We start from the raw sequence: 20,530 nt of genomic DNA on the forward strand, positions 1-20,530 counted from the left end.
TGCCGGCCCGGGATCCTCGCGCCTACGATGAGGACGGGCGGCCCGGCAGCCCGCCGGACCGGCGACCGAGGAGGACCCCATGAAGGCACTCGTCTACCACGGACCGGGCCGCAAGGCCTGGGAGGAGGTCCCGGACCCGACCCTCCAGGACCCCACCGACGTCATCGCGAAGGTCGACACGACCACCATCTGCGGCACCGACCTGCACATCCTCAAGGGCGACGTCCCCGCCGTCGTCGACGGCCGGGTCCTCGGCCACGAGGCGGTCGGCACGATCACCGAGGTCGGGGACGCCGTGACCGGGCTGGAGCCCGGCGACCGGATCATCATCCCCGCGGTCACCAACTGCGGGAAGTGCTCCTACTGCAGGAACAACCAGCCCTCCCACTGCCAGACCCTGGGCGGCGTGGGATGGGTGTTCGGGCACCTCATCGACGGCACGCAGGCCGAGTACGTGCGCGTGCCGTTCGCGGAGACCTCCGTGCACAAGGTCCCGGAGGGTCTCGACGACGAGGACGTCCTGTTCCTGACCGACGCCCTGCCCACGGGCTTCGAGATCGGCATCCTCAACGGCAACACGAAGCCCGGCGACACGGTCGCGATCGTGGGCGCGGGGCCGGTGGGCCTGGGCGCGGTCATGACGGCGAACCTCTGCGGCGCCGGGCGCGTCATCACCGTGGACCTCGACGAGAACCGGATGGACAAGGCCCTCGAGCTCGGGGCCACGGACAAGGTCAACGCCGGGGACCCGGACGCCGTCGAGCGGATCAGGGCGCTGTCCCCGGACGGCCTCGGCGTGGACGTGGCCATCGAGGCCGTGGGCGTGCCCCAGACCTTCCGGACCTGCCTGGACGTGGTCCGGCCCTACGGCACGGTGGCCAACGCCGGCGTGCACGGCAAGCCGGTGGAGCTGCCCCTGGACCGGATGTGGATCTCCAACGTCCGCATCAACATGGGGCTCGTGGACTGCCGCACCGTGGGCAGCCTGCTCAACATGGTCCGGTCCGGCCGGCTGGACGCGAAGGCGATGGCCACCCACCGCTTCACCATGTCCCAGATGGAGGAGGCCTACGAGCTGTTCGGCAACGCCGCGCAGCACCGCGCGGTGAAGGTGGTCATCACGGCGGACTGAGCCGCCGGCCCGGCGCTTGCTAGCGTGTGCCCGTGCGGACCGACAGACTCCAGAGCCCCCGGCAGCGGAAGACCATCGACCGGCTGGCCCGGTGGCTCGTTCGCGCCCACGGCACCGAGCCGGGATGGGACGCGCTCGTGCTGGACGTCCTGAGCGTGGGCCGGGACCTGCGCCTGCAGGTGCGGGAGGTCCGTGGCGACCGCACGACCCGCCGGCCCGTGGACGCCGAGGGCCTGCGCAGCACCCCGCGCCGGCTGGCCCGGACCCTCCAGGAGGACTACGCCGACCTCGTGGACGGGTCGTGGCTGTCCGCCACCCTGATCGTCACCGTGGCCGGGCGGCGCTGGCAGCGCCCCGGCGTGGAGCTCGTGCTCAACTACGACGACGACCCCGCCCTCCCGGCGCACGCCCCGCACCCGGTCGCCGCGGAGGACTGGCGCCGGCACCTCGGGCGCTACCGGAGGATGGACCGCAGGATCCCGGCCTGGCTGCGCCAGCGCCTGACCGCGGCCGGCCTCGACGTCCCGGAGCGCTGAGCGGCCGCTGTTCGCCCTGGGGGGAATGACCCCTTCCGGGGCGCCCCGCCTGTTCCCTCAGCATGCTGAGGGGTCTACGCTGGTAGCACCTGTTCACCGACCGGAGGGAGAGCCCATGGGACTCGGAGACAAAATCAGCAACGCCGCGGAGAAGGCGGGCGGCACCGCTAAGGAAAAGGTCGGCGACGCCACCGACAACCGCGACCTCCAGGCCGAGGGCCAGGCGGACAAGCTGTCCGGCAGCGCCAAGCAGGCCGGCGAGAACGTCAAGGACGCGGGCAAGAACTTCAAGGACGGAATGTAGCAGCACGGTTCAGCCGTCGAACCACCCGGAGGGCCCCGGTGTCGCAGTCGACACCGGGGCCCTTCGCCGTGCTCCGCCTCCCCCGCCGCCGCGAGGGGTCGCGTTCCGCCTCCTCCCACCGCGAGGGGTCGCGTCCTGTCGGGATGCGCCGCTCGTACCGGCAGATGCCGACCCGCCGGCACGAGGGGGTCGCGGATCGCGCCTCGTCACGCGACGGCGCACCGCCTCCCGGTTGCGATGGCACATCCTGGGTAGCCTGGGGCCATGCCGCAGACCTTCCCGGAGTCCCCGGAGTTCCCGCCCGGCTTCGAGGCGGAGCAGTGCGTCTGGGAGGCGCTGCGGGCGCAGCTCCCCGAGGACGCGGTGCTGATCTCGGGGCAGCGCATCACCGGGGACGAGGTCGAGGCGGAGCTGGACCTTCTCGTGCTGTGGCCGGGTGTGGGCAACGCGGTGATCGAGGTGAAGGGCGGGGAGGTCTCGGTCCGGAACGGACAGTGGCACCAGTCAGGACGGGGTGGGGCGCACCGGCTGAAGCGGTCGCCGCTGGAGCAGGCCCGGTCCGGGATGCACGCCCTCCTGGACTACCTGGCGCCGCGGCTGTCCCGTGGGGGCGGGCGGACCACGTTCTTCGCCGCCCTGCCCTACACGCGCCTGCCCGGGGACTGGGACGTCCCCGACGCCCCGCGGGACCGGCTGTTCGACCGCACCGACCTGGACGGCATCGCCGGACGGCTGAACCAGGTGCTGCGCCGCAGCACGCAGGCCTACCGCCCACCGGATGCGATCACCGTGGAGCTGATCGTCAAGAACCTGCGCCGCACCCACCTGTCCCTGTGCAACGTGCAGGACCTCGCCCGGGAGCTCGAGGACTCCGGCAACCAGCTCACCCGGGAGCAGGAGCGCACCCTGTCCCTGCTGCGGTGGCAGCACCGCGCGCAGATCACCGGAGGCGCCGGTTCCGGCAAGACCCACCTGGCCATGCTCAAGGCCCGCCGGCTGACCCGCGACGGGCACCGCACGGCGCTCGTGTGCTACTCCCGGGGACTCGCACGGTACTTCGAGCTGATGTCCCGGGCGTGGCCGGAGGAGGAGCGCCCGGCGTACATCGGCCTGTTCCACCGGCTGCCCGTCGAATGGGGTGCGGAGCCCGGCGAGGACGACGACCCCGACTACTGGGAGCACCGGCTCCCCCAGCGGCTGCGGGAGCTGGCCGCCGCCCGTCCGGACGGGGACCGGTTCGACGCGATCGTCGTGGACGAGGGACAGGACTTCGGGGAGCTGTGGTGGGAGGCGCTGGTCCAGTGCCTCGAGGACCCGGACCGGGGCGTGCTGTTCGTGTTCACCGACGAGCACCAGCGCATCTTCGACCGGGACGGGCACGCCCCCATCGACCTCAACCCGTTCCCGCTGGACGACAACCTGCGCAACACCGCCACCATCGCCCGGGCCTTCGCCCCGCTGGCCCGGGAGCCGCAGCGGTGCCGGAACGGGGAGGGCCCGGCGGTGCGGTTCGTCGACGTCGAGCCGGGGGCGGTCCTGGAGCTTGCCGACGACGCCGTGGTCGCCCTCCAGGACGAGGGGTGGGACCCGGGCCGCATCGCGCTGCTGACCACCGGCAGGCGCCACCCGGTGCAGCGGGAGATCGTGGACACGGAGGGCTTCGGAGCCTACTGGGACGGGCACTTCGCGGAGGAGGACGTCTTCTACGGGCACGTCCTGGGCTTCAAGGGCCTCGAACGCTCGGCCGTGGTCCTGGCGGTCAACGGCTTCCAGGACATGGCCCGGGCCCAGCACATGGTCTACGTGGGCATGTCCCGCGCGAGGTCGCTGCTCGTCGTCGTCGGCCCCCGCGAGGTCGTGGGGGAGGCCGCCGGCCCGCGCCTGATGGCCGCGCTCGACGCGGGTGAGGCATGGCGCCCGCCCGCGGGCTGACCCGCAGCCGCCCCTGCCGGCGGGCCAGTCAGGTGAGCTCGCTGATCAGCCGCGCCAGGATGTCGTTCATCGCCAGCAGCCCGATGAGCTCGTTGCCCTGGACCACCACCAGGCGGTTGAGCCGGAAGCGGGTCATCAGCGCCGCGGCCTGGTTCACGGACAGGTCCTCGCCGACCGTGACCACCGGCTTGACCGCGGCGTCGTAGACGTTGAGGAGGTCCACGTCCCCCTCCTCCGCCACGATGGCCTGCAGCAGCTCGCTGTAGCTGAGCAGCCCGTAGCCGTCGTGGGGGTGCTGCGGCTCCACCACCAGGCTCTTGACCTGGCGGGTGCTCATGGTCGACAGCGCCTCCCGCAGGGTGCTGTAGGGGGAGATGGTGATGACGTCGCGCACCATGACGTCCTTGACGGTCAGCACGGGGTTCCTCCTGGGAATCTCGGACGGTGGGAATCTCGGACGGAGCTCGATCGGGGTTCGAACGGGCGTCGGGTCAGGCGCCCTCGCGGCGCATGTGCTCCTCGAACCGGGCGACCTGCTGCATGTCGATGCCCGTGAGGTGGTCGATGGGGATGCTGAAGGCGATGCCGCGGGAGCCGCCGCCGCCGTCGACGAGCAGGTCGTGCATCACCTTGAGGATGGGCGTGGCCAGGTGCGTGCCCACGACCATCAGGAGCACGGTCTGGGCGCCCTCGAAGGTCAGGCCGAAGAAGGTGCGCTTGGTCTCACCCCCGATGCCCTTGCCCGGGAGGATGGTCACCCCCGTGGCCCCGGCGCGCTGGGCCTGCTCGATGACGGTGTCCTCGAGCTCGTCGGGGGCGATGACCACCACGGCGGTGAACTTCATGTCGGCTCCTTCTGCAGGCGGGGGACCCTCTCCAGGATCATGGCGTACCCGAGCACCGAGATGATCGGGAAGATGGACGCGAAGGCGATCAGGCCGAACCCGTCGATCAGCACGTCCCGGCCCTCGATCGCGCCCGCGAGCCCGATGCCGAGGGCGGTCACGAGGGGCACGGTGACCTCCGAGGTGGTGACGCCGCCGAGGTCGAAGGCGAGGGCCACGATGTGCTTCGGTGCCAGCAGGACCAGGACGATGACCACGGCGTAGGCGGCCATGATCACGTAGTGCAGCGGTGCTCCCACGAGGATGCGGTACACGCCCAGGGTGATGCCGACCGCCACGCCGACGGCCACGACGAGCCGGATGGCGGAACCGCTGATCCGGCCCGGCGAGGCCGCCTCGGCCTGCTGGCCGATGGCCACCAGGGCCGGCTCGGCCATGGTCGTGGCGAAGCCGATGAGCAGGGCGAAGAGCAGGATGAGGGCGGGCGCCCCGCGCTCGATCAGCTGCTCCGCCATGATCGTCCCGATGGGGAAGAGCCCCATCTTGAGGCCGACGACGAACGCGTACAGCCCCACGAGGACCATCACGAAGCCCACGGCGACCCGCAGCGGGTGGGCCACGCCGCGCCGCAGCACCACGTACTGGAAGAACAGGACCACGAGCACCATGGGCAGCACGTCCCGGACCATCTCCGCGAGCCCCAGCACGTGCTCCAGGGCCCAGTGCACCGGGGCGCCCCCGGACCCGGCGGCGCCGACGGCCTCGGCGTCGCCGAACGTGTAGACCCAGATCCCGTACAGCTGCACGCCGATCATCGGCACCATGACGCACAGGGCCACGAGGCCGAAGCCGTCCGAGAGCGCGCTGCGGCCCCGGATCGAGTTGGCGAGACCGATCCCGATGGCGGCGATCAGCGGCACGGTGACGATGTTCGTGGTGACGCCGCCGGAGTCGTAGGCGAGGCCCACGATCTCCGGCGGGGCGACGTACGTGGCGACCAGGACGAGCACGTAGCCGGGCAGCAGCAGCCTCTGCACCGCCCAGCCCCGCAGGATGCGCAGGATGCCGAGGACGAGCACCGCGCCCACGGACACGGCGATGACGAGGCGCAGCACGAGGGCGCTGATCCGTCCCTCGCTGACGAGCTCGGCCTGCTCGGCCACGGCGATCAGCGCGGGCTCGGCGACCACGGCGGCGAAGCCGATGGCGAAGCCGAACGGGAGCAGCAGCCCCAGGGCGCCGCGGCGGGCGAACTGGTTGGCCAGGTTCTTGCCGACCGGGAACACGCTGAGGTCGAGGCCCTGCAGGAACAGGGCGATGCCGACGCCCACGACCAGCAGCCCGGCGACGAGCCGCAGGGGCTGCTCCGGGACCTCCCGGAACACGGCCAGCTGGAACACCACGACCACCACCACGATGGGCAGCAGACTCCGCAGGGCCTTCAGGAACTCCCGGGAGAAGTGCGTGAGGTGCTCCATGGGCGCTGCCGGACCTCCTCCGGGGGAGCCGCGGGCGGGGTGTCTCCCGCCAGTCTGTCGCGGCCGGCCCGGGGCCGTCTACCGGGTGCTGTCGGTGGCCTCGTCGGCGTCGTCGCCGGACTCGACGCCGGCGAGCTCCTCCTGGGAGCCGTGCCCGGTGCGCGCCCGGGTGCGGGCGTCGACGGCCAGCAGGGCGAGGACGACGACGCAGCCGGCCGCCGCCGCGAGCAGCTGGATCCACCAGTCCCCCTCGGGGGAGAGCAGCGTGCGGTCCTCGAGCTGCCAGGGCCACAGCGTGCGCAGGGCGCCGAGCATGAGCCCGGTGAGCGCCAGCATGGTGACGCGGTGGTGGTGGTCGAGGAGCCACTGCAGGCCCTTGACGATGACCACCATGCCCAGGGCCGCCCCGAGGAAGAACAGGGACAGATAGCCGAGGTCGAGCTCGTCGACGGCCCGCAGCGTCGGCTGGTAGAGCCCGATCGTCAGAAGCAGGAAGGAGCCGGAGAGCCCGGGGAGCAGCAGCGCGGACACCGCGACCATGGCCGCGAGCACGATGAGCAGCGGCGCGGGGGCCACCGTGGTGGGCGGCACGGACACGAGCACGAACGCGAGCACGGCCGCGAGCGCCACGACGGCGGCGTCCCGGGCCCGCAGGGCCCCGCCCGCCAGACGGAGGGGCACTCCGATGGAGGCCAGGACCATGCCGAAGAACAGCGCCCGCATGGTGACGGGGTACTCCTCGACGAGGTGGCTCATGGGCCCGGCCACGGTGAGCAGGGCCGCGACCATGCCGATCACCACGGGCACCACGATCCGCCAGTGGACCCGGGCCAGGTGGTGGCGCACCCCGGCGGCGCGGTCGGGCCCGAGCAGCGCCCGCCTGCCGGCGGAGACCACGTGCCCGGCGGAGTTGATGAGCTCGTCGTAGATGCCGACCACGAGGGCCACGGTGCCGCCGCTGACCCCGGGGACGGTCTCGACCACGCCGATGAGCGCGCCGCGCACCACGTTGCCCGGGATGCTGCGGCGGACCTCCCCGCCGGGGGTGGTCGTGGCGGTGGTCGTGGTGGCCGGCGGTGTCGAGGGACGGTCCGGGGGCGACGAGGGCGTCACAGGTGCTCCTGGGCAGGGGAAGAGGGGACGCCTGCCAGGGTACCGGGGCGGGCGCCCGCCCCGGCGGCCCCGGGTGTGCCGCCGGACACGCGTGCGTAGACTGGCCCGACCGCACGAGCCTTCGACCCAGGAGCCCGCCATGAGCCCCAACCACGTCGGTTTCGCCCTGATCCTGCTGGCAGCGCTGTTCCTCGTGGGGAAGTGGTTGCGGGTCCGGGTGCGGTGGATCCAGAAGATCTTCCTGCCCAGCTCCATCATCGCGGGCTTCCTCGCCCTGCTCGCCGGGCCCCAGGTCCTGGGCCGGGTCGGGGAGGCCGCCGGGGTCGGCTGGCTCGCGGACGGGGGCGTGTTCACCCCGGAGATCCTCGAGGTCTGGGCCGCCCTGCCCAGCCTGCTCATCAGCGTGGTCTTCGCGACGCTCTTCCTCGGGGCGTCCATCCCCGGTCCGCGGCGCGTCGCCCGGCTCGCCGGCCCGCAGCTGTCGGTGGGTCTCGCCTTCGGCTCCGGCCAGTACGTCGTCGGCCTGCTGCTGGTGATCGCGGTCCTCGGTCCCCTGTTCGGGATCTCCCCCATGGCCGGGGCCCTCATCGAGATCGGCTTCGAGGGCGGCCACGGCACCGCGGCCGGGATGCGCCCCGTGATGGAGGAGCTCGGCTTCGAGGAGGGCGCGGACCTGGCCCTGGGCATGGCCACGATCGGTCTGGTGGGCGGCATCGTCATCGGGATCGCCGTCATCAACTGGGGTGTGCGCACCGGCCGCACCAAGGTGCTCAAGGGCAACGTGGAGCAGTCCGTCGAGGAGCAGAAGGGCCTCTACCGCCGGGACGAGAACATCCCCGCGGCCATGATGACCTCCCGGCCGGCCTCGATCGAGCCGCTGACCCTGCACGTGGCCGTGGTGGGCATCGCGATCCTCATCGGCTACCTCATCCTCACGGCCCTGCAGTGGGTCGAGCAGGCCCTCTGGGCGGACACCGTGGAGCTGCTCGCGTTCGTGCCCCTGTTCCCGCTCGCCATGCTGGGCGGCGTGGTGGTGCAGCTGGTGATGGACTGGCGGGGCATCGGCCACCTGCTGGACCACCAGATGATGCTGCGCATCCAGGGGCTCGCCCTCGACTTCCTGATCCTCGCCGCGATCGCGACCCTGTCCCTCACCGCGATCGCCGCGAACTGGGAGGTCTTCCTGGTCCTGTCCGTCGCCGGCGTCGTCTTCTGCACCGGCTTCCTGCTCCTCTTCGTGCCCAAGGTCATCCCCGACTACTGGCTCGAGCGCGGCATCGCGGACTTCGGCCAGTCCATGGGCGTCACCGCCACCGGCCTCATCCTGATGCGCATCGCCGACCCGCACGACGAGAGCCCGGCGATGGAGGCCTTCGGCTACAAGCAGCTGTTCTTCGAGCCGTTCTTCGGCGGCGGGCTGATCACCGCCGCCTCGGTGCCGCTGATCTACCAGTTCGGCCCGTGGCCGCTGCTCGTCGTGATGTCGGTGCTGTTCGTGGTGGCGCTGGTCGGCGGCATGGCCTACCGCCGCCGGCTCGTGGCGGCCGGCTCCGCCGACGCCGTGCACGCCCGGCAGGCCTGACGGGCCATGAGCGACGTCCTCGTGGCCACCGGTCACGGGCAGATGCCCGTCCACGTGGCGGTGCCCGACGGCCCGGGGCCCTGGCCCGGGGTGGTGCTCGTGCACGACTTCACCGGGATGAGCCAGGACCTGCGCCACCAGGCGGACTGGCTGGCGGGCGAGGGGTTCCTCGCCGTGGCCCCGGATCTCTTCCACTGGGGCGGCCGGCTCCGCTGCCTGCGCACGATCATGAAGGACATCGGCGCCCGCCGGGGACGCACGTTCGACGACGTCGAGGCGGCGCGGTCCTGGCTCGCCGCGCGCCCCGACTGCACGGGCCGGATCGGGGTCGTCGGCTTCTGCATGGGCGGCGGCTACGCGCTCGCCCTCGCCGTGGAGCACGGGTTCTCGGCCGCGAGCACGAACTACGGCGGATGCCCCGAGGGCGCCGAGCAGTGGCTCCCGGACGCCTGCCCCATCGTGGGCAGCTACGGCGGGGCGGACACCACTCCCCTGGGCGCCGACGCCGGCCGCCGCCTGGAGGGCATCCTCACCGAGACCGAGGTGGCGCACGACATCAGGATCTACCCCGGGGTGGGCCACGGCTTCATGAACGACCACGACCCCGAGGACCTCTCGCCGATGCTGCGGGTGCTCGGCCGGTTCAGCCGCACGGCCTACGACGACCCGGCCACCCAGGACGCCCGGCGCCGGATCGTCGCGTTCTTCGACCGGCACCTGCGGGAGCCGGCCGGTCCGGACGGAGCGCAGGGCTCCGAGGGCTGAGCACCCGGCACGAGGGCGCGCACGACACGGATGACGGTGTGCGACGACGATTTCGTGACGTGTTGTTGTTCACGCGCCCGGCCGGGACGGCCGTCACAGAACGCCGCCCTCGGCACCCTCCGGGCAACCGTTGCAGGTTGCCGACCGGACGGGGGTGTGACGAAGCTCAAGACCCGCGGGCCGTTTGTCAAATCGGGGTCGCTGCGCAGGTCACCTCGGACAGTGCACCATGGAAGCACACACGAACGAAGACTTGATGGGAGGTGGCGGAATGACCGCTGCTGAGAAGTGGATGACCGACCTGAGCCAGATCCAGCCCGGCGACCGGCTCGAGATCTGGGACGAGTTCTACGAGAGCTGCGTCGGCACCGTGGGGCAGGTCTCGCACCCCCTGGGCGTCCTGTGGGTCCTCGAGGCCGGCACCGGCGTCCGCCGGCTGTTCTCCTTCGAGGACTGCCGCCTGCGCCCCGCGCCCCTGGCCCTCGCGGCCTGACCGGACACGGTCCACGACGCCCGATCGGGCCGGTTCGCACCGGCGCCCGGTCGGGCGTCGTCGTGCCCTGGGCCGGCCCGGCCGCGCACGGCAGGATGGACCCATGAGCATCCTCATCGGCCTGGACATCGGCGGCACCACGACCCACGGCCTGCGGGCCGAGGACGGCCGCCCGGTGCAGGAGGTCGTCGGCGGCAGCGCCAACGTGCAGAACGTCAGTCCCGCCCAGGCCTCCCGCGCCCTGGCCGGCGTCCTCGGTGAGCTGGGCGCCTCCGCCGCGGACGTGGTCGTGGCAGGGGCGGGCGGCGTCGACACGCCCGCGGACGCCGAGGCGCTGCGCGCGCTCATCGCCCCGCACACGGGGGCGGCGCGGATCGTCGTCGTGCACGACACCCGGCTGGTCCTGGCCGCCGGCGGGTGCAGCACCGGCATCGCGGTCATCGCCGGCACCGGCTCCGCCGCCTGGGGCGCCGCCCCGGACGGCCGGGAGGCGCGCGCCGGCGGCTGGGGGCACCTGCTGGGCGACGAGGGCAGCGGCTACTGGCTGGGCCGGGAGCTCGTGCGCCGCGCCCTCGCCCGGCTCGACGACGGGCTGCGGCCCGACGCCCTGGACCGGGCGGTGCTGGCGCAATGCGGGATTCCCGAGCCCGGTCAGCTCATCGAGCGCTTCCACAGCGGCGTGGACCGCGGGTTCTGGGCCGGGCTCTCCCGGGTCGCCTTCGAGGCCGCGGCGCACGACGACGACGCCCTGCAGCTGGTGGAGCGCGCGGCCGGGGCGCTGGCCGACCTCGCCGCCACCGTGTCCCGGCGGCTGGAGCTGACCGGCCCGGTGGTGGTGGGCGGTGGCCTGGCACGGCACCAGCCGCTGCTGCGGGACCGGCTGCAGCAGGCCGCCGCGGCCCGCGGTCTCGGGGAGCTGCGGGTGCTCGAGCGCGATCCCGTGCACGGCGCCCTGCGTCTCGGCGAGCGCCGGTGACGGCAGAGCCGCCGGGGAGCCCTACCCTGAACGGGTGACCACCCTCGCTCCCGCCCGCGGCCCCCGGCTGCGCCCGACCCTCTACGTGCTGGCCGCCGTCGTCTCCGTCCAGTTCGGCGGGGCCCTCGCCGCCGTCCTGGTGCCCCTGATCGGGGCGTCCGCCACGGTGACCATGCGGCTGCTCATCAGCGCCGCGATCATGCTGGCCGTCATCCGGCCGCGGCTGCGCGGCCGGAGCCGGGAGGCGTGGCGGTCCGGTCTGTTCTTCGGGGCGGCCCTGGCCGGCATGAACTTCGCGTTCTACCAGTCCCTGGCCACCCTCCCGCTGGGCGTGGCCGTGACCATCGAGTTCCTGGGCCCGCTCGCCCTGTCCGCCGTGCTCTCCCGCCGCGGCCGGGACGTCCTCGCCGTGGCGGCGGCCCTGGGCGGGATCGTGCTCATCTCCCAGGCCCTCACCGTGCCGTGGCCGGAGCTCGACCTCGCCGGCATCGCCTGGGCGGCGCTGGCCGGGGCGGGCTGGGCCGCCTACATCCTGGGCAGCCGGTCCGCGGGCCGGCACTTCGACCAGCTGGACGGTCTCGCCGTGGCCCTGGTCGTGGCGGCGGTCCTGGTCACCCCGGTGGGGGTCCTCACGGCGCACGTCCCCGCCCTGACGTGGGGCGTGCTGGGCGCGGGGGTGGGGATCGCGATGCTCTCCTCCGTGGTCCCCTACTCCCTTGAGCTGCTCGCGCTGCGGGCCATCCCGCCCAAGGTCTTCGGGATCCTGCTGAGCCTGGAGCCCGCGGTCGCGGCCCTCGCCGGGCTGCTGGTGCTCGGGCAGGCGCTCACGGGCCCGCAGCTCGTGGGCATGGGCCTGGTGGTGGCCGCGAGCGCCGTGGTCATGGTCGGCGGGAGCTCCCCCGAGCTCGCCGCGGACGCCGCGGCGGACCCGGCGGCCCGCGAAAACTGATCAGCCCCCTGTTCAATGTCGGACGGCCGTGATGGGATGGAGACCATGGAAGCCAACGAGATCATGGACCGCATCCGCTCCGCCCGGGACCACGCCCTGGAGCAGGAGCGCGAGGAGCGCAGCAACATCGAGAACGCCGACACCGCGGACAAGCAGGGCGCGGCGAGCGTGCGCCTGGCCACCCGGCAGGCCGTGCGGGAGGCCTTCGACGACATCCTCGGCGAGAGCACCGACCCCGGGCAGGACAGCTGAGCGCCCGGACGGCCGCGCGCCCGACCGGTGTGACGAGCGTCCCCGGAGTCCTCCGGTGACCCGCACGGCCGTGGTCGGCGCGGGCATCGTGGGCCTGGCCGCCGCCCACGCCCTGCGGGCGCGCGGCGCCGACGTGACCCTGTACGAGTCCGGGCCGCCCGGCAGCGGGCAGTCCGCCGGGCAGGGCCGGATCTTCCGGCACGCCCACGAGGACCCCCGGCTGGTGGCGCTGGTCGCCCGCAGCCGGGCCCTGTGGCGGGAGTGGGAGCAGGAGTTCGGCGTCGAGCTGGTCTCCCCCGACGGCGCCGTGGCGATCGGGGACGGCGTGGAGGGCAAGCTCCGCACCCTGGAGCCGTTCGAGGACGTCCCCGTGCGGCGCCTGTCGCCCGCGGAGCTGCACGAGCGGCTGCCGCTGCTCGCCGACTGGACCGGCCCGGCGATGCTCGACGTCCGCGGCGGCGCCATCCGCACCCTCGCCGCCGTCGCGGCGCTGTCGCGCCGGCTCGAGGGGTCGATGCTGCGCGAGCACGTGCTCGCGGTCCGGCGCACGGGCACGGGAGCGGTGGAGGTGCGCACCGGAACCACCTGCGAGACCTACGACCACGTGGTGCTGTGCGCCGGCCGGGGCACCGCCCCGCTGGCCCGCGGCGCCGGGCTCGACCTGCCCGTGGCGGTGGGCGCCCACGTCCGCATCACGTTCGCCCTGGCCCCGGACGGACCGGCCCGTCACGGTCCGGTCCCGGACGGAGCGTCCCCCGGTGCCGCCCGGGGCCTGCCGACCTTCCAGGACGGCAGCGGGGCCTTCGGCGAGACCGGCGTGTACGCCGCGCCGTATCCGGACGGCCGCCACTTCTCGGTGGGCCTCAGCGCCGACACGCCCGCCCACCCGGACGGCGGCCTCGCCGATCCCGCGGCGCTCGCCGCCCTGGCCGACCGGACCGTGGCCTACGTGCGGCGCGCCCTGCCCGGCCTGGACCCGCGCCCGGTGGACCACGTGCACTGCTGGGTCACCCGGCTGCCCTGGGGCGACGACGGCGTGGGGATCTGGTCCGAGGACGGGCTCACCGCCCTCGCCGGGCACAACCTGTTCAAGCAGGCCCCCGCGCTCGGCGAGGCGCTCGCCCGGACCGTGCTGACCGGCACGGTCCCCGGCCACCTCCACCACGGGGAGCAGCTGGGCCGCTCGGCCGGCTGAGCGGACCCGTTAGCGCGTCCGAGCGGGCGCCTAGCCTGGAACGTGTCGGAGGTCACACCGCACCGTGTCCGGGTCCCGGACGCCGTGGCGGACCCCCGGCAGCACCGCTGCACCCGCTTCCCGGAAGGACCCTCGCCATGACCACGCACACCGAACCCTGGTCGGCCGGCACGCCCTGCTGGGTGGACCTGATGGCTTCTGACCTGGGCCGCACCCAGGCCTTCTACCGCGACGTGCTCGGCTGGACCTACTCCGAGTCCCAGCCCGAGTACGGCGGCTACTGCAACGCGCTGCTCGGCGGTCGGGCCGTCGCCGGGCTCTCCCCCACCATGGAGGGCATGGCGGACGCCCCGCACGTCTGGTCGGTCTACCTGGCCACCGAGGACATCTCCGCCCATGCCGCCCTGGCGGTCGAGGCCGGGGCCACCCCGGTGTTCGAGCCCATGGAGGTCGGGGCCTTCGGCTCCATGGGGATGTGGGTCGACCGCACCGGGGCGGCCTTCGGCATGTGGCAGGCCCACGAGCACACCGGCTTCGAGGCGTACGGGGAGCCCGGCGCGGTGGTCTGGTGCGATCTCATGACCGGCGATCCCGCCGCCGCCCGGGGCTTCTACGCCGCGGTCTTCGGCTACGCCTACCAGGACATCGGCGACGACCGGATGCCCTACGCCCTGTTCACCGTTCCCGGCGGGCAGATGCCCGCCGGCGGCATCGGCGGTCTGGACCCCGCGGCCGGTGACGCCCGGCCCGGCTGGTCGGTCGCGTTCCAGGTCGAGGACGTCGACGCCGCCGTGCGCCGCGTGCGCGAGGCCGGGGGGTCGGTCGTCCAGGAGCCCTCCGACTTCGAGTACGGGCGGATGGCGGCCGTCGCGGGCCCCGACCAGGAACTCTTCGTGCTGATGACCCCGCAGGAGGAGATGTAGCTTCGCTGCCGGGGCGCCTCAGCCCCGGTCGAGGCGTCCCAGCGCCGCGGCGACCGGGCGGGCGCCGGCCAGACCGGGCAGCGCGGCGAGGTCCTCGTCGACCGCCAGCAGGTCGGCGCGGGCGGCCGGGTCCGCGAACAGCCGGCGGACCCACGCCCGGTGCGGACCAGGGTCGCCGTAGCGGGTGCCGGGCCACCGCCACCGGGCCGCCCCGGAGCGGGCGAGCCGGCGCGCGCTCGCGCTGCGGGCCAATCGCGCTCCGGCCTCCTCGGCGAAGAACGCCAGGTGCCGCTCCTTCAGCCGCACGATCTCCCGGGCCGTGCCGGCCAGCCGGGGCTCGACGGCCCCCAGGCGCCGGTAGACCGCGGCGATCGCGGCGGTGTCGAGTCCTCCGGTGACCATCTGGGCGCCGGTGGTCTCAGCGCCCAGCAGGTTGCTGGAGACCGCGCCGAGCGCGGGCCGGGCCCGTTCGTCCCAGGTCCGCCGGGCCCGGCCGAGGGGCGTGTCGGCGGGCTCCCGGGCGGTGCGGCCGTTGGCGGCCAGGACAGCTCCCAGGGTCTCGGCGAGCCAGTGCTGCTCGTAGGCCCACGCGGTGAGGAAGGCCGTCACCCGGGCCTCGGCGTGGGTGGGGGTGACCAGCAGGTCCCGCAGCCGGTCCAGCAGGCCGCGCTCGACGCACCACAGGTGCGCCAGCACCTCCAGGGTCCCGGGGGCGAGGTCGTTCAGGGCCTGGCGGTCGAGGTCGGCCGGGCGCAGCGCGTGCGGGTCGCGCGCGTAGGCGCGCACGTCGAACCGGGGCGGGCGCACGTCCGACCGGGGGCCGCCCACCGCGGAGGTGCTGCTCGCGCTCACGCGGCCACGCCCCGGGCGTCCAGGGCGTCGGCCACCACCGTCAGTCCCGCCATGCCGGGCAGCTTCGCGATCTGGCGGTCGATGGCGTCGACCTCCCGGCGGCCCTCGGCCCCGGCGAAGAGGTGGCCCATGACGTGGGTGACCTCCTCCTCGGGCGAGACCCCGGAGCCGACCGGCTGCCAGGCGGTGCGCAGGGCCAGGCGGGCGAGCTTCTGCGCCTTCGGGTTGTCCTGCAGCCGGGCCCGGGCCTGGGTGGTGTAGAACGCGATGTGCTTGGTCTCCTGCGCGGCGATGCGCCGCAGCAGCGGGGCCAGCACGGGGTGGTCCTCGAGCGCGGCCAGGCGCCGGTAGGCGGCGGCCGCGGAGCGTTCGTTCACCGCGCCCCAGAGCATGTGCACGGCGACGAAGTCGGTGCCCACGATGTTGGACAGCAACGACTGCTTGACCGGGCCCACCCGGTCGCGCCAGCCGAGCTTGACCCGCTTGGCCTTGAGCTCGTCGAAGGCCACGGTGATCCCGTGCAGGGACAGCACGTGGGCGAGGGCCTCCCCGTGCCAGAACTCCTCCCGGTTCCACATGGTCATGAAGGTGCTGACCTCGGGGTCCTTGCGGGAGGGGCTGACGAGCATGTCCCGCAGGTAGCAGACGGTGTGGAACTCGACGTCGCACATGTACCGCAGCGTGCGCAACGTCTCCGGGGGCAGGGGGTCCTCGCGCAGGGCCTCGAGCCCCAGGTCCTCCCAGTGCAGACTGGTGGACTCCTCGGCGAACCGGTCGATGTCGAAGGCCATGACGCCTCTTTCTCCTCCTCGATGGGGTGCTCTCGTGAGGATGTTCGGCGCCGGGGCGGCATCGGATGGGTGGGTCCCTCCACGGCGTGGACCTCGAGGTCCGGGTCGGGGAGGCGCCCTGGATGGAGCGGATCTCCCCCTTCCACTGGTACATCGGCGCCGAACCGCCGGCCACCGGCGTCGACTGGTCCGGTCTGGGGCTGCTGGCCGCGCCGGCGGTCCTGGCGGCGGCAGGGGGCGCCGCTGCCTTCGAGCGGCGCGACCTCATGGTCTGATCCACGGGCCCGTCCCGGCGCGTCACCGGGCGTCCGGACGGGCACGACGTCCCTGCGGCCCCGCGCGCAGGGACGTCCCCACCGTCAGGCCAGGGGAACCCGTGCCCGGACGTCCCCCAGCCCGCGGGCGAGCACGAGCTCCCCGCCCCCGGCCAGGGGTGCCCAGGTGCCGGCGGCGTCGTCCCAGCGGCGGAGCAGCCGGTCGTCGCAGCGCACCCTGACGGCGGCCGTGGCCCCGCTGGGGACGTCCACCCCCTGGTAGCCGATCAAGCGGATCGGCTGGTCGTCCTCGGCCGGGTCCAGGTAGACCTGCACGGTCTCCCGCGACGCCCGGGACGAGGTGTTCGTGAGCTCGACGTCCACCACCGGTCCGCCCTCGCCCGCCCGGGCCCGCACGGTCCCGTACTCCCAGGTGCCGTAGCCCAGGCCGTGCCCGAACCAGAACAGCGGGGCGGGGGCGTGCCCGGCGTTGTAGCCGCGGTGGCCGATGAACGTGCCGTCGTCGTAGCTCAGTGCCCGGTCGCCGTCCGGGACCACGTCCCACGCCGGGGCCGCCCCGTCCGCGGCGGGCCAGGAGGTGACCAGTCGCCCGGTGGGCTCGAGTGCGCCGGTCAGGGCGGCGGCCACGGCGTGTCCTCCCTCCTGACCCGGCAGCCCGGCCACCAGCACCGCGTCCACCTGGTCCAGCCAGGGCATGAGCACGGGGGTGGCGGCGTTGACGACGACCACGGTCCGCTCGGCGGCGGTGGCCACGCGTCGCACGAGCTCGTCCTGGCGCCCGGGCAGGACGAGGGTCGTCTTGTCGGCGGCCTCGGTCTCCTGCTCCTCGGTCAGGCCGACGACGACGACGGCGGTGCCGGCGGCGGCCGCCGCGGCCTCGGCGGCGGCGAGCAGGTCGTCGTCGGGGCGCGGGGCCTGGGCGGCCACCAGGGCCGTCTTGCCCGCCGTGGCCATCTGCAGCAGGTGGCTCTCCTCGGCCAGTCCCAGACCCGGATCGCCCAGGAGCACCTCCCGCCAGTCGACCGGGGCCGGCGCCACGGTGGCCGTGAGGGTGGCCGCAGCCGGCAGCTCCACGGTCTCGGCGAAGGCCGGTGGGCGCAGCATCGCCTCGCCCGGGTCCTGCCCCTCGAGGCGCAGCTCGGCCGACAGCTCCTGCCCCTCCGCCACCAGGTCCCAGCGCCCGGCGCCGACGGCGCCCAGCCGCACCGGTCCCGCGTCGTTGGCCAGGATGGTGGTGAGCACCGCGGTGGCCGGGACCTCGCCGAGGTCGTCGTGCCCGTCGAGCGAGATCGCCGGGGAGTCGGAGTGGTACCGGGTGAGCTCGGTGCCGTCGGCGCCGAGCAGCACCACCTGCATCCCCGGGGTTCCGGTGGCCGGATCCGTGAGGAAGGCGGGGTCCGCGGGGACCGGGCGGGTCCGCACGGCCGGTCCGTCGGCCACGCGCACGCGGTCCCCGAGCAGCGCGGCCAGCCCCTCGGCGATCGTGGACAGGTAGGGCGGGTTCACGACCGCCGAGCCCCCGCCCATGTCAACGGTGTCGATAGCGTGCCGTCCGATCAGCGCCACGTCCTGGCCGGCATTCCCCTCCACGGCCAGGGGCAGGACGCCGTCGTTCGCCACGACCGTCATGCCCCGGACGGCGATCCGGCGCAGCTGTTCCTTCCGCTGCGGGGAGTCCACCGCGGGCAGGTCCTGGGCCCACGGGCGGGACTGCCGCCCCGGCGGGGTGAGCCCGCCGACCCGCTCGGCCAGGTGCAGCAGCCGCAGCACGTGGTCGTCGATCGTCTCCTCGGCGACCTCACCGGCCCGGACCGCGGTCACGAGGCGCTCGCCCCAGGGCCCGCCGGGGCCGGGCATGACGAGGTCCAGGCCGCCGCTGGCGGAGGCCGCGGTGCGCTTGGTGGCGAACCAGTCGCTCATGATCAGCCCGTCCCAGGCCCACTCGCCCTTGACGATCCCGTTCTGGACGTGGTCGTGCTCCGTGGCCGCCACCCCGTTGACATCGTTGTAGGCGGCCATCATCGACCAGGCGCCCGCGTCCTGGACCGCCATCTCGAAGGGCAGCAGGTACAGCTCGCGCAGTGCGGTCTCCGGGACCCGGGAGTCCATGAAGTTGCGCAGCGTCTCGGACTCGTTGGCCACCAGGTGCTTCAGGCAGGCGGCGGTCCCGCGCTCCTGCATGCCGCGCACGTAGGCGGCCGCCGTGCGCCCGGTGAGGTACGGGTCCTCGGAGTAGGCCTCGAACAGCCGCCCGCCCAGCGGGGTCCGGTGCAGGTTGATCGTGGGACCGAGGACCACGTGGATGTGCTGGCGCTGGGCCTCCTCGGCCAGCATCCGCCCCACCTCCTCGGCGATCCCGTCGTCGAAGGCCCCGGCGATCAGGGTCGCGCTGGGGAACAGGGCCACGGCGTCCCCACCGACGAAGGTCAGCCCTCGGACGCCGGTGGGACCGTCCGAGAAGGCCAGGGCCGCCAGGCCGATCCTCTCGTTGCCGGGCAGGGTGAAGGCGGTCTCGCCGGTGAGCAGGTGGACCTTCTCCGCCAGGGAGAGCCGGTCGACGAGCTCCGTGAGGCGGGCGGCCCGGCCGGAGGTCCGGGTGGCGTCGGTCATGGCGGTGTCGCTTTCTCCCGGGGCGTGCTCCTCACCGTGCCACAGATCGCTCACGACCGGCGGGCGGGGCTGAGCACCCGCGGCTCGTAGCGGACGGGTTCGAACGTCCGGGTCACGAGCTCCCGCAGGGCCTCCAGGGTGCCGGAGAGGACGCCGGCGGCCCGCAGCTGGACCAGGACGTTGCCGATCGCGGTGGCCTCCACGGGGCCGGCGTGCACGGTGCGGCCGGTGCGGTCGGCGGTGAGCTGGCACAGCAGGGCGTTCTGCGAGCCGCCGCCCACCACGTGCACGGTGCGGATGCTCCGCCCGGACAGCCGCTCGGCCTGCTCGATCGTGGTGGCGTAGGCCGCGGCCAGGGACTCCAGGATCGAGCGCACCACCTCGGCGCGGCCGCGCGGGGGCTCGACGTCGTGCTCCCGGCACCAGGCGGTGATGCGTGCGGGCATGTCGCCGGGGGGCGTGAAGCGGTCGTCGGTGGCGTCGAAGACGGCCACGGGGCGGGTCACGGCGGCGGCCTCGGCGAGCAGGGCCGCGAGGTCGCTGCTGCGCTGGGCGTCGGTGGCGCCGGGCCCGTCCCAGGTGCGCATGGACTCGGTGAGCAGCCACAGCCCCGAGACGTTCTTCAGGTAGCGGACCCGCCCGTCCACCCCGCCCTCGTTGGTGAAGTTCGCCGCCCGGCTCTCCTCGCCGAGCACCGGGGCGTCCAGCTCGATGCCGACCAGCGACCAGGTCCCGGAGGAGATGAAGGCCGCGTCCTCGGCGGTGCTCGGCACGGCGGCCACGGCGGAGGCGGTGTCGTGGGAGCCGACGGCGGTGACCGGCAGACCCGGGCCGGCGCCGAGCTCGGCCGCCACCGCCGGCAGCAGCGCACCGATCGTGGTGCCGGGGGCGACGACGGGGGCGAGCAGCTCCCGGGCGAACCCGAGCTCGTCCAGCAGCCCGGTGTCCCACTGCCCGGTGCGGGCGTCGAGCAGACCGGTGGTGGAGGCGTTGGTGGCCTCGGCGACCTGTTCCCCTGTCAGCCAGTACCCGATCAGGTCGGGGATCAGCAGCGCCCGGTCGGCCACGGCCAGGTCCCCGGCGAGCCGGTCGGCGGCGAGCTGGAAGACCGTGTTGAACGGCAGGTGCTGCAGCCCGTTGCGCCGGTACAGCTCCTCCCGCCCCACCCGGGCGTGCACCGCCGCCACCCCGGCGGCGGTGCGCTCGTCCCGGTAGTGGTAGGGCACCCCGAGCATCCGTCCGTGGCGCAGCAGCGCGTAGTCCACCGCCCAGGAGTCGACGCCGACGGAGGCGACGTCGTCCTCCTGGCGGAGGGCCTGGGCCAGCCCGGCGGTCACGGACCGGTGGAGCTCGGTGATGTTCCAGTGCAGACCGGCCCGGTCCCCCTCGTGCAGGCGCACGGGCTGGTTGGGGAAGCGGGCCACGTGGCGCATCCGGAGCCGCCCGTCCACGAGGCCGCCGAGAATCACGCGCCCGCTGGTGGCCCCGAGGTCGACGGCGGCGACCGCCGCGGTGGTGCGCACCGGG

Annotated in this window: 21 protein-coding genes; 13 read left to right on the top strand and 8 right to left on the bottom strand. The window is 74.1% G+C overall.

What is annotated here, in order from left to right:
• Positions 1–79 precede the first annotated feature (79 nt).
• The 4 genes from ACZ2G1_RS09790 (at position 80) to ACZ2G1_RS09805 (ending at position 3,904) form a co-directional block, all read left to right on the top strand.
• Positions 80–1,132, top strand: a complete 1,053-nt coding sequence (locus tag ACZ2G1_RS09790) for a zinc-dependent alcohol dehydrogenase family protein (protein ID WP_095649908.1) — start codon at positions 80–82, stop codon at positions 1,130–1,132.
• Between the two features lie 32 nt (positions 1,133–1,164).
• Complete coding sequence (locus ACZ2G1_RS09795) at positions 1,165–1,668, top strand: hypothetical protein (protein WP_336649521.1); 504 nt, start codon at positions 1,165–1,167, stop codon at positions 1,666–1,668.
• Positions 1,669–1,783: 115 nt separating this feature from the next.
• On the top strand, positions 1,784–1,972 hold the full coding sequence (locus ACZ2G1_RS09800; protein ID WP_017834007.1) for a CsbD family protein: 189 nt from the start codon (positions 1,784–1,786) through the stop codon (positions 1,970–1,972).
• A gap of 264 nt (positions 1,973–2,236) precedes the next feature.
• Positions 2,237–3,904, top strand: coding sequence for an NERD domain-containing protein (locus tag ACZ2G1_RS09805; protein ID WP_470376638.1), 1,668 nt, complete (start codon positions 2,237–2,239; stop codon positions 3,902–3,904).
• A 28-nt stretch (positions 3,905–3,932) separates the two neighbouring features.
• Here ACZ2G1_RS09805 and ACZ2G1_RS09810 read toward each other — a convergent pair whose 3' ends face one another.
• The 4 genes from ACZ2G1_RS09810 to ACZ2G1_RS09825 all read right to left on the bottom strand — a co-directional run bounded on the left by ACZ2G1_RS09810 (position 3,933) and on the right by ACZ2G1_RS09825 (position 7,340).
• Positions 3,933–4,322: a CBS domain-containing protein gene (locus tag ACZ2G1_RS09810; protein WP_144836389.1), complete on the bottom strand. Its 390-nt coding sequence runs from the start codon at positions 4,320–4,322 to the stop codon at positions 3,933–3,935.
• A gap of 73 nt (positions 4,323–4,395) precedes the next feature.
• Positions 4,396–4,749, bottom strand: coding sequence for a P-II family nitrogen regulator (locus tag ACZ2G1_RS09815; RefSeq protein WP_035925343.1), 354 nt, complete (start codon positions 4,747–4,749; stop codon positions 4,396–4,398).
• The gene (locus ACZ2G1_RS09820; protein WP_323632661.1) at positions 4,746–6,227 is read right to left on the bottom strand and encodes a DUF1538 domain-containing protein; all 1,482 of its coding nucleotides are present in this window, start codon (positions 6,225–6,227) and stop codon (positions 4,746–4,748) included. The genes ACZ2G1_RS09815 and ACZ2G1_RS09820 overlap by 4 nt, the downstream gene beginning before the upstream one ends.
• A 78-nt stretch (positions 6,228–6,305) precedes the next feature.
• Positions 6,306–7,340, bottom strand: a complete 1,035-nt coding sequence (locus ACZ2G1_RS09825) for a DUF368 domain-containing protein (RefSeq protein ID WP_109244262.1) — start codon at positions 7,338–7,340, stop codon at positions 6,306–6,308.
• A gap of 139 nt (positions 7,341–7,479) precedes the next feature.
• Between ACZ2G1_RS09825 and ACZ2G1_RS09830 the strand changes: the two genes are divergently transcribed.
• From ACZ2G1_RS09830 to ACZ2G1_RS09865, 8 genes are all read left to right on the top strand, one after another.
• Complete coding sequence (locus ACZ2G1_RS09830) at positions 7,480–8,922, top strand: sodium/glutamate symporter (RefSeq protein ID WP_109244261.1); 1,443 nt, start codon at positions 7,480–7,482, stop codon at positions 8,920–8,922.
• Positions 8,923–8,928: 6 nt separating this feature from the next.
• Positions 8,929–9,687, top strand: a complete 759-nt coding sequence (locus ACZ2G1_RS09835; protein ID WP_470376639.1) for a dienelactone hydrolase family protein — start codon at positions 8,929–8,931, stop codon at positions 9,685–9,687.
• A gap of 271 nt (positions 9,688–9,958) precedes the next feature.
• On the top strand, positions 9,959–10,180 hold the full coding sequence (locus tag ACZ2G1_RS09840) for a hypothetical protein (RefSeq protein ID WP_035925329.1): 222 nt from the start codon (positions 9,959–9,961) through the stop codon (positions 10,178–10,180).
• A 103-nt stretch (positions 10,181–10,283) separates the two neighbouring features.
• The gene (locus tag ACZ2G1_RS09845; RefSeq protein WP_095649914.1) at positions 10,284–11,156 is read left to right on the top strand and encodes an N-acetylglucosamine kinase; all 873 of its coding nucleotides are present in this window, start codon (positions 10,284–10,286) and stop codon (positions 11,154–11,156) included.
• A gap of 34 nt (positions 11,157–11,190) precedes the next feature.
• On the top strand, positions 11,191–12,105 hold the full coding sequence (locus ACZ2G1_RS09850; RefSeq protein WP_095649915.1) for an EamA family transporter: 915 nt from the start codon (positions 11,191–11,193) through the stop codon (positions 12,103–12,105).
• Between the two features lie 45 nt (positions 12,106–12,150).
• Complete coding sequence (locus tag ACZ2G1_RS09855) at positions 12,151–12,357, top strand: hypothetical protein (RefSeq protein ID WP_035925322.1); 207 nt, start codon at positions 12,151–12,153, stop codon at positions 12,355–12,357.
• Between the two features lie 55 nt (positions 12,358–12,412).
• Positions 12,413–13,552: an NAD(P)/FAD-dependent oxidoreductase gene (locus ACZ2G1_RS09860; RefSeq protein ID WP_470376640.1), complete on the top strand. Its 1,140-nt coding sequence runs from the start codon at positions 12,413–12,415 to the stop codon at positions 13,550–13,552.
• A 137-nt stretch (positions 13,553–13,689) separates the two neighbouring features.
• Complete coding sequence (locus ACZ2G1_RS09865; RefSeq protein WP_470376641.1) at positions 13,690–14,475, top strand: VOC family protein; 786 nt, start codon at positions 13,690–13,692, stop codon at positions 14,473–14,475.
• A gap of 18 nt (positions 14,476–14,493) precedes the next feature.
• Here ACZ2G1_RS09865 and ACZ2G1_RS09870 read toward each other — a convergent pair whose 3' ends face one another.
• Together ACZ2G1_RS09870 and ACZ2G1_RS09875 are read right to left on the bottom strand one after the other, a co-directional pair.
• The gene (locus ACZ2G1_RS09870) at positions 14,494–15,327 is read right to left on the bottom strand and encodes a hypothetical protein (RefSeq protein WP_470376642.1); all 834 of its coding nucleotides are present in this window, start codon (positions 15,325–15,327) and stop codon (positions 14,494–14,496) included.
• Complete coding sequence (locus ACZ2G1_RS09875) at positions 15,324–16,118, bottom strand: hypothetical protein (protein ID WP_035925308.1); 795 nt, start codon at positions 16,116–16,118, stop codon at positions 15,324–15,326. Before ACZ2G1_RS09875 ends, ACZ2G1_RS09870 begins: the two co-directional genes overlap by 4 nt.
• A 65-nt stretch (positions 16,119–16,183) precedes the next feature.
• Between ACZ2G1_RS09875 and ACZ2G1_RS09880 the strand changes: the two genes are divergently transcribed.
• A complete protein-coding gene (locus ACZ2G1_RS09880; RefSeq protein WP_109269202.1) occupies positions 16,184–16,393 on the top strand; it encodes a hypothetical protein in 210 nt (69 codons plus the stop codon).
• Between the two features lie 84 nt (positions 16,394–16,477).
• Here ACZ2G1_RS09880 and ACZ2G1_RS09885 read toward each other — a convergent pair whose 3' ends face one another.
• Positions 16,478–19,003 carry a glycoside hydrolase family 3 protein gene (locus ACZ2G1_RS09885; RefSeq protein ID WP_470376643.1) on the bottom strand — a complete coding sequence of 842 codons (2,526 nt, stop codon included), beginning with the start codon at positions 19,001–19,003 and terminating at the stop codon, positions 16,478–16,480.
• Between the two features lie 50 nt (positions 19,004–19,053).
• Positions 19,054–20,526, bottom strand: coding sequence for a rhamnulokinase (locus tag ACZ2G1_RS09890; protein ID WP_017834022.1), 1,473 nt, complete (start codon positions 20,524–20,526; stop codon positions 19,054–19,056).
• Positions 20,527–20,530 lie beyond the last annotated feature (4 nt).

The organism is Kocuria sp. KKT182, from assembly GCF_055635395.1.

What these genes read in the sequence shown, in the direction of transcription:
- ACZ2G1_RS09845 (WP_095649914.1), top strand. Translation starts at nt 10,284, where the DNA reads ATGAGCATCCTCATCGGCCTGGACATCGGCGGCACCACGACCCACGGC.
- ACZ2G1_RS09835 (WP_470376639.1), top strand. Translation starts at nt 8,929, where the DNA reads ATGAGCGACGTCCTCGTGGCCACCGGTCACGGGCAGATGCCCGTCCAC.
- ACZ2G1_RS09875 (WP_035925308.1), bottom strand. Translation starts at nt 16,118, where the DNA reads ATGGCCTTCGACATCGACCGGTTCGCCGAGGAGTCCACCAGTCTGCAC.
- ACZ2G1_RS09820 (WP_323632661.1), bottom strand. Translation starts at nt 6,227, where the DNA reads ATGGAGCACCTCACGCACTTCTCCCGGGAGTTCCTGAAGGCCCTGCGG.
- ACZ2G1_RS09855 (WP_035925322.1), top strand. Translation starts at nt 12,151, where the DNA reads ATGGAAGCCAACGAGATCATGGACCGCATCCGCTCCGCCCGGGACCAC.
- ACZ2G1_RS09840 (WP_035925329.1), top strand. Translation starts at nt 9,959, where the DNA reads ATGACCGCTGCTGAGAAGTGGATGACCGACCTGAGCCAGATCCAGCCC.
- ACZ2G1_RS09790 (WP_095649908.1), top strand. Translation starts at nt 80, where the DNA reads ATGAAGGCACTCGTCTACCACGGACCGGGCCGCAAGGCCTGGGAGGAG.
- ACZ2G1_RS09865 (WP_470376641.1), top strand. Translation starts at nt 13,690, where the DNA reads ATGACCACGCACACCGAACCCTGGTCGGCCGGCACGCCCTGCTGGGTG.
- ACZ2G1_RS09815 (WP_035925343.1), bottom strand. Translation starts at nt 4,749, where the DNA reads ATGAAGTTCACCGCCGTGGTGGTCATCGCCCCCGACGAGCTCGAGGAC.
- ACZ2G1_RS09880 (WP_109269202.1), top strand. Translation starts at nt 16,184, where the DNA reads ATGGGTGGGTCCCTCCACGGCGTGGACCTCGAGGTCCGGGTCGGGGAG.
- ACZ2G1_RS09830 (WP_109244261.1), top strand. Translation starts at nt 7,480, where the DNA reads ATGAGCCCCAACCACGTCGGTTTCGCCCTGATCCTGCTGGCAGCGCTG.
- ACZ2G1_RS09800 (WP_017834007.1), top strand. Translation starts at nt 1,784, where the DNA reads ATGGGACTCGGAGACAAAATCAGCAACGCCGCGGAGAAGGCGGGCGGC.
- ACZ2G1_RS09885 (WP_470376643.1), bottom strand. Translation starts at nt 19,003, where the DNA reads ATGACCGACGCCACCCGGACCTCCGGCCGGGCCGCCCGCCTCACGGAG.
- ACZ2G1_RS09805 (WP_470376638.1), top strand. Translation starts at nt 2,237, where the DNA reads ATGCCGCAGACCTTCCCGGAGTCCCCGGAGTTCCCGCCCGGCTTCGAG.